The sequence below is a fragment of the Novosphingobium sp. NPDC080210 genome, from assembly GCF_050281025.1.
Lineage (GTDB): Bacteria > Pseudomonadota > Alphaproteobacteria > Sphingomonadales > Sphingomonadaceae > Novosphingobium.
In genome coordinates this window covers 131,738-138,229 of the sequence record NZ_JBNNWL010000006.1, presented here as the reverse complement: position 1 = coordinate 138,229, position 6,492 = coordinate 131,738, and the positions used below count along the sequence as shown (strand labels likewise).

Sequence of the window (6,492 nt, the reverse complement as noted above, 5' to 3'; positions counted from 1 at the left end):
ATAATGTCTTCCGGCTTGTGCTTCCTTGCCATTCCATTCCTCCTTCGTGGCCATTCCTAAAATAGAAATTGGACCACTCAGAAGGGGGCAGATCAGCGGCAACCTTCGAAAAGCCGCCATCTGTCTGGGCCTTCAAGACCACCCCAAAGCGATGACCGAACGTCTCGCTGTAAGTGTACTGACCGCTCAGCTGCGGCAGGATCGACGCCTGCGCCACGCTAGCCTGCGCACTGGCCGCCTGCGCTTCAAAACGAAGCCGCTTCAGGCTCGGGCTGAAGGCAACTGCCTGCTCGATCAAGACAGCGTCGTCGAAGGTCGGCCACTTCGCCGGCATCGCCGACAGCGCTCCGACCGCCCAGAACGGATCGCCAACCAGTTCGCGAACCCGGCTCGCCGCCGCTGCTTCCTGCGACTTGGCCTGAAGCAATTGCTGCTCCACTTGCAGCATGCGAGAACGGGCCAGCTCCAGGTCGGAAAGCGGGCTGACGTCCTGTTCGTAACGCCGCTGCATCGACGCGACCATCTTCTGGTGCTGTTCAAGGCTGAGCGTCAGGATGGCCGCACGGCCGCGCCAGCGCTGGACGTCATAGAACGCTTGCGCCGTCGCCGAGGCGATGGACAGCACCGCTTCGTCATAGGCTGCCACTGCCCCACTGGACTGCGCGGAAGCACGGCGCACCGAACCGGAAATTCTCCCACCCGTCCACAGCGGCTGGTCGATCACAGCCTGCGCCTGCAACCGATTGCCCGGTTGATTGAGCACCAGGCCCTCAACCGAAATGCTTGGGAAACGCTGCCATTTCACCGCGCGCAACTCCGCGCCCGCCGCTCTTGCCGAAGCTTGCGCTGCGGCAACCGACGGATGCGTGCTCACGGCCTGCTCGATGGCCACACCCAGTCCCTCTTCAACATCGCTTGCGATTGCAGTGGTCGAAACAAAAGATAGACTGATAGCGGAGAATGCTGCCAAACAATTGAATATGATGAGAATTTTCCGCAGGAACAGCCCCTAGATAAAAACTAATCTAAGTTTGACGAATGTTATCTATGGGGCCAGCATGCAACTGAATTAGCAGCCATTATGAATGCAATAAGAGCCGTTTTGAAAGTCAATGTTCGGCGGCATTGCGGGACGGAGATTACATTCTGGTTTTAATCACAACGGGAATGAATGACGCATGGGTGTCGCTCTTTCTGGCGTCTGACGGTTTTCCGCCGATCAGCGCTTGATGGATCGCGATCCCCAGTGGTCTTGAACCATGTCGCTGCCCCGGTTGACCCGGTAATATTGGCATGCATCGCGCCTGGATATCCGGGACAACGAAAATCCTGCTCGCACTGCCGGAAAAATGCTGCAAGACAGCCCGCGATGACTGGAAAGAAAGCACCTGATACCCGCACCAAGCCTGCCCAGGCCGATGGCCGGCGCGAGCGGAGCCGTTCCAGCCGGTCGAAAATCGTCGCGGCGATGCTCGAACTGGTCAGCAAGGGGGACTTTTCGCCCAGCGCCGCGCGGGTTGCCGAAGTCGCCGGCGTGGGCCTGCGTTCGGTGTTCCGCCATTTCGAGGACATGGACACCCTGTTCCGCGAGATGAGCGAGAACATCGAAGCGCGCGTCCTGCCGATCATTACCCAGCCACCCAAGGGGGAGACCTGGCAAGACAAGCTGTTCGACATTGCCGACCGGCGCGCCCAGGTGTTCGAGCTGATGATGCCCTACCGCCTCTCGGCGGAGTTCAAGCGGCTGCAATCGCCTTACCTGATGCAGAACCATCGCCGCACCTTGCAGATCGAAGGGGAAATGATCGACGAGCACCTGCCCGAGGCGATTGCCGCCGACATCCACGGCATCCAGGCGATCAAGGTGATCCTCAGCTTCCAGACCTGGCGCCTGTTGCGCCACGATCTGCAATTGCCGGTGCAGCAGGCGCGGGCCGTGGTGAAGCGAATGCTGGGCGACAGCCTGGCGGCGATGGGCGCGTGATGAAATATCCGGCACTGCTTGCCTGCACGGCGGCGCTTGCGCTGAGCGCCTGTTCCAAGGCCCAGCCTGAAGCCCCTGCCCCCACACTGGCCTGTATCAAGGCGGCGGATCACACGATGGTCTGGATTCCGGGCGGCAGCTTCGTCATGGGCAGCGATCCGCATTATCCCGAGGAAGGCCCACCACGGACCGTCGCGGTCAAGGGTTTCTGGATGGACGCCCATGAAGTGACGAACGATCAGTTCGCCGCCTTCGTCAAAGCCACCGGTTATCGCACCATGGCCGAACGGCAGCCCCCGGCGATGGAAGGCGCTCCGGCTGAAATGCGCAAGCCCGGCTCTGCCGTGTTCCGCGTGCCCACGCCGGACAACCCCAGCTGGTGGCGCTGGGTGGTGGGTGCGCAGTGGCGCGCTCCATCGGGCCCGGGGAGCGAGATCGCCGGGCAAGGCAGCAATCCGGTGGTGCAAGTGGCCTATCAGGATGCCGAGGCCTATGCCCGCTGGACCGGGAAACAGCTCCCCAGCGAGGAGCAGTGGGAATATGCCGCCCGGGCCGGAGCCGAAGCCCTGCCCGAACCCGTCGGTCCCGATGGCAAGCCGCAGGCCAATTACTACCAGGGGGTCTTTCCCGTACGCGACCTGGGCACGGACGGCTATCGCGGCCGCGCACCGGTAGGCTGCTTCAAGCCTAACCCCTTTGGCCTCTACGACATGATCGGCAATGTCTGGGAATGGACCACGGCGCGGGGCAACCGGGTTGACGCCAATGAGCCGGTGAATGTGATCAAGGGCGGATCGTTCCTCTGCGCGGCCAACTATTGCGCGCGCTATCGCCCGGCTGCGCGGCAGTTCCAGGAACGCGGCCTGGGCACGGACCACATCGGGTTCCGCCTGATCGACACGAAGCGGCCTGCTCCCGCCAATTGACCCGGCAATTTATTTGGCATAACCCGTGCCAATAAGTTGCCGGGAAGAGGGAGAGAGCCGTTGAAAGTCTTGCGTACTCCAGACGAGGCATTTGCCGGGATCGACGACTTTCCATTCGCTCCGCACTATGCCGAGATTGCCGACCGGCAGGATGGAACTGCGCTGCGGGTCCACTACGTCGACGAAGGACCGCGCGATGGGCCGGTGGTGCTGATGATGCACGGCGAACCTAGCTGGTGCTATCTCTATCGCCACATGATCGGTCCGGTCGCCGCGGCTGGATTTCGGGTGCTTGCGCCCGACCTGATCGGCTTCGGCAAGTCGGATAAGCCCGCTGCCAAAAGCGATTACAGCTATGCCCGCCACATCGCGTGGATGCGCAGCTGGCTGGAACAGCTGGACCTGAAGAACATCACGCTGGTCTGCCAGGACTGGGGTTCGCTGATCGGCCTGCGGCTGGTTGCAGAAATGCCGGAGCGGTTTTCCGGCGTGGTCCTGTCCAACGGCGGCTTGCCGGAGGGCGGCCCAGCTCCCCGCGCCTTTGCCATCTGGCGCGCCTTTTCCAAGTGGAGCCCACTGTTCCCCATCGGCAAGATCGTCAGCGCGGGGACGGCGCGGGGCCTGTCGCAAGCGGAAATCGCTGCTTATGACGCGCCCTTCCCGGACAGCCGTTACAAGGCGGGCGCCCGGATCTTCCCTAGCTTCGTGCCGTTCGAGAACAATGTCGCCGTGCCGGATCAAAAGCGCGCCTGGCAGGTGTTCGACCAGTGGACCAAGCCGTTCCTGTGCTGCTTTGCCGATCAGGACAAGATCACGCGCGGCGGCGAAAGCCGCTTTATCGGGCGCGTCCCCGGCACGGCGGGGCAAAATCATCGTACCCTGCGCGGCGGTCACTTCATTCAGGAAGACGACCCCCAGGGCTTTGTCGAATGCGTGCTGGAGGTTGCGGGGAAGTAGAGCGCGCGGCGGGGGTCAGGCCTGCGCCCCTGCCTTGCGCCGTCGCCGCACCCACATGATCAGCGCGGCAAACAGAGCCGCTATACCCGCCAGATAGGGCGCCGCCGCCAGCAGGCGCGGCACCAGCAGGGTATGGAATGCGTTCTCGAAGATCTGCTTTGGCGCGGTATAGCCTTCCGGCATGGGCAGCACGCCGTTGGCCTTGGCAAAGGCGGCATAGTCCGCCTGCATGGCCGCATAGCGCGCCTGCTCCTGCCCGGAAAGGTCGGTCGTTTCGCCCGGATCGCGAACGATGTCGTAAAGCCGCCAGCGACCATCGCCATAGGGCGGCAGGTTCTTGACCAGTTTGTAATCGCCCTTGAACAGCACGGCATTACCGGAGAGTTCATAACCAAACGGCCGGTCCGGATCGTGCACCGCTGCCGCTGGATCGCGCAGCGCAGGCGTCAGGTCGCTGCCAATCACCGGCTCTACCGTGCGCCCGGCGAAGTGGCCCTCCTGAGGCGGAGCGCCCGCCAGGGCCAGCAAAGTAGGCACGATGTCGGTGACATGGGCAAAGGTTCCGGCAACCCGGTTCTTCTGAAAGGCAGGATTGCCCGGCCAGGCCAGGATCAGCGGAACCCGCAGGCCGCCTTCGTTGGCGGTGAACTTGTACCCCCGCAGCGGAGACGATGCGGCACTGGCAAAGCCTGCGCCAATCGCGGTGAGCGAGCCCGGGCGCCCCTGCTGGGCAATGCTCTGGTCGTAGAGGAACCGGGCATTCCAGCGCGACATCCAGGTCATCTCCATCGGGTCGGTGGCTTCGGCGCCATTGTCCGACAGGAACACGAAGACCGTATTCTCATACTCCCCGCTGGCTTTCAGGTGGGCGATCAGGCGGCCGACTTCGCGGTCCATCGCGGTGGCCATCGCAGCATAGACGGCCATGGCCCCGGCCCGCTGCTCGCGCTCCTTGGGCGTGATCGCCGACCAGTCCTTGGTCGTGCCCATCGTGACCATGTGGACACCGGCAGGCATCACCCCTTTCGCAATGGCCCCGGCGCGGCGCGCTTCGCGCAGCGCGGTCCAGCCGGCGTCGTAGCGTCCCTTGTAGGCAGCAATGTCCGCATCCGATGCCTGGACCGGAATGTGGTTGGCCAGGAAGTTGATCGAGGCGAGGAACGGCTTGCCGCTCGCCCGGCCGCCGTCGATATAGCCGATCATCCGGTCGACGATCAGGGTCGAGGAATAGAACCGCTCCGGCAAATGCGCGGGCTTGCCATCCTCGGTCCAATCGGCCCGGTCATACAGCAGCAGGTTGGGCTTGTTCTCGAAATTGTCCGCGCCGGACTGCGACAGGGCAAGGGCCCGGTCATAACCGCGCGCCGTGGGCAGCGTGTCCGGCGTATGGCCCAGGTGCCATTTGCCGGTCAGGTAGGTGCGATAGCCTTGCGCCCGCAGCAGATCGCCAATGGTGACGACACGGTTGTTGAGGTGGGTTTCATAGCCAGGCCTGCCCAGATGCTCGGGCGGGATCGTCTCGGGCATGTTGCCCAGCCCGGCGCGGTGGTTGATCACCCCGGTCTGCAACATCGCCCGCGTGGGAGAGCAGCTTCCCGCTACGTGGAAGTTGGAGAACCGCACCCCGTTAGCGGCCAGCGCGTCCAGATTGGGCGTCGCCATTTCCCCGCCAAAGGCACCGACATCGGAAAAACCCCAATCGTCAGCCAGCAGGATGACGAAGTTGGGGCGCTTTTTCACGGGCTGTTGCGCCGTGGCGGCCACGGGCAGGCATAATGCCACGCCCAGCAGCAATGCGATGGCTTTCTTCATGCTTCCCCGCGCCGCGGCGTGATGTTTTTCACGGTGAACCTATCATGCTTGAAACACGCTGACTGCCGGAAAATACTGACATTATCAATGCCAATATTCTCCGGCAGTAAGCAGCATGATCCGGCAATTAGGTGCGGGAATTTCCCCGGGATCTTAGTGCCCCGGGCGATAGGCCCAGCCGCTGTAGACCGGATAGACCGGCGCGGTGGTCACGAACACGTTTCCAGCCTGGACCGCCCAGCCCCAACGCGTGGGTGCTACCACCACCGGTGCGCCGTAATAGCCATAGGCCGGTACGGCCCAGCCACCATAGCCGCCATAGCCGCGATAGGGGGCATAACCGCCATAGGGACCACGGCCATAGCCGGCCCAGCCCTGCGGGTAGCGATTGTAACGGCCATAGTCGGGGCCGTGGCCATAGCCACGATCATAGCCGCGACCGTAGTCTCCGCGATAGCCATGATAATCGCGTCCCCCCCACCGGTCATAGCGACCGGAGCCATGCCCCTGGTATCCTCGGCCATCGCGCGAATGGCCGTCCCAGGCGCCCCGGCGCTCGTAATTGTCGCCCCGGCTGTAAGTGCGCGACGGTTCGCGATCGTACTGGCTCGGGCTGCGATGATGGGAATCCTGGTTATAGGTTTGCCCGGTAGGCGCGGAGCGCGACGAATCCATCGGGGGCGTGGTGCCCGAACGATATTGGGCGAAGGCCGCATTGGGCACAATCGCTCCGAAAGTTGCCAAGGTGCAGGCAAGGAGGGCCGAGATTGTCCTGTTTTCTTTTCTCATGATCTTATCCCCTGCTCATTCCTG

Annotated in this window: 6 protein-coding genes; 3 read left to right on the top strand and 3 right to left on the bottom strand. The window is 63.1% G+C overall.

Features of this window, described 5'->3' with window-relative positions; translation table 11 throughout:
• The coding region (locus ACQKOE_RS14865; protein ID WP_427513497.1) for a TolC family protein at positions 1–892 on the bottom strand (892 nt) is incomplete at its 3' end.
• A gap of 477 nt (positions 893–1,369) precedes the next feature.
• Between ACQKOE_RS14865 and ACQKOE_RS14860 the strand changes: the two genes are divergently transcribed.
• The 3 genes from ACQKOE_RS14860 to ACQKOE_RS14850 are packed head-to-tail and all read left to right on the top strand — an operon-like array spanning position 1,370 to position 3,867.
• On the top strand, positions 1,370–1,984 hold the full coding sequence (locus ACQKOE_RS14860) for a TetR/AcrR family transcriptional regulator (RefSeq protein ID WP_427513496.1): 615 nt from the start codon (positions 1,370–1,372) through the stop codon (positions 1,982–1,984).
• The gene (locus ACQKOE_RS14855; RefSeq protein ID WP_427513495.1) at positions 1,984–2,910 is read left to right on the top strand and encodes a formylglycine-generating enzyme family protein; all 927 of its coding nucleotides are present in this window, start codon (positions 1,984–1,986) and stop codon (positions 2,908–2,910) included. Before ACQKOE_RS14860 ends, ACQKOE_RS14855 begins: the two co-directional genes overlap by 1 nt.
• 60 nt (positions 2,911–2,970) lie before the next feature.
• The gene (locus ACQKOE_RS14850) at positions 2,971–3,867 is read left to right on the top strand and encodes a haloalkane dehalogenase (protein ID WP_427513494.1); all 897 of its coding nucleotides are present in this window, start codon (positions 2,971–2,973) and stop codon (positions 3,865–3,867) included.
• 15 nt (positions 3,868–3,882) lie between these two features.
• On the opposite strand, the gene ACQKOE_RS14845 is transcribed toward ACQKOE_RS14850, so the two are convergent.
• Positions 3,883–5,679 (bottom strand): arylsulfatase, encoded by a 1,797-nt coding sequence (locus tag ACQKOE_RS14845; protein WP_427513493.1) that lies wholly within the window; start codon positions 5,677–5,679, stop codon positions 3,883–3,885.
• A 153-nt stretch (positions 5,680–5,832) separates the two neighbouring features.
• On the bottom strand, positions 5,833–6,468 hold the full coding sequence (locus tag ACQKOE_RS14840) for a hypothetical protein (RefSeq protein WP_427513492.1): 636 nt from the start codon (positions 6,466–6,468) through the stop codon (positions 5,833–5,835).
• Positions 6,469–6,492 lie beyond the last annotated feature (24 nt).